The organism is Streptomyces durhamensis, assembly GCF_000725475.1.
Classification (GTDB): domain Bacteria; phylum Actinomycetota; class Actinomycetes; order Streptomycetales; family Streptomycetaceae; genus Streptomyces; species Streptomyces filipinensis.
The window spans coordinates 707-1,118 of sequence record NZ_KL647052.1; the positions used below are offsets into that span (position 1 = coordinate 707).

The following is a 412-nucleotide window of genomic DNA, read 5'->3' on the forward strand; positions in this document are numbered from 1 at the left end:
CTGCAACATCCAGTTCGCGGTGAACCCCGAGGACGGTCGTGTGATCGTCATCGAGATGAACCCGCGTGTGTCGCGGTCCTCGGCGCTCGCGTCCAAGGCCACCGGCTTCCCGATCGCCAAGATCGCCGCCAAGCTGGCCGTGGGTTACACGCTCGACGAGATCCCGAACGACATCACCCAGGAGACCCCGGCCTCCTTCGAGCCCACGCTGGACTACGTGGTGGTCAAGGCCCCGCGGTTCGCCTTCGAGAAGTTCCCGCAGGCCGACTCCACCCTCACCACGACCATGAAGTCGGTCGGCGAGGCCATGGCCATCGGCCGGAACTTCCCCGAGGCGTTCCAGAAGGCGCTGCGCTCGCTGGAGAAGAAGGGCAGCCAGTTCACGTTCGTCGGCGAGACGGGCGACAAGGAA

At 65.8% G+C, this 412-nt stretch carries 1 protein-coding gene; it reads left to right on the top strand.

Translation table 11 applies throughout. The annotated features are described in order from the left end of the window. The coding region (locus tag IO33_RS53440; protein ID WP_037687801.1) for an ATP-binding protein at window positions 1-412 on the top strand (412 nt) is incomplete at both ends.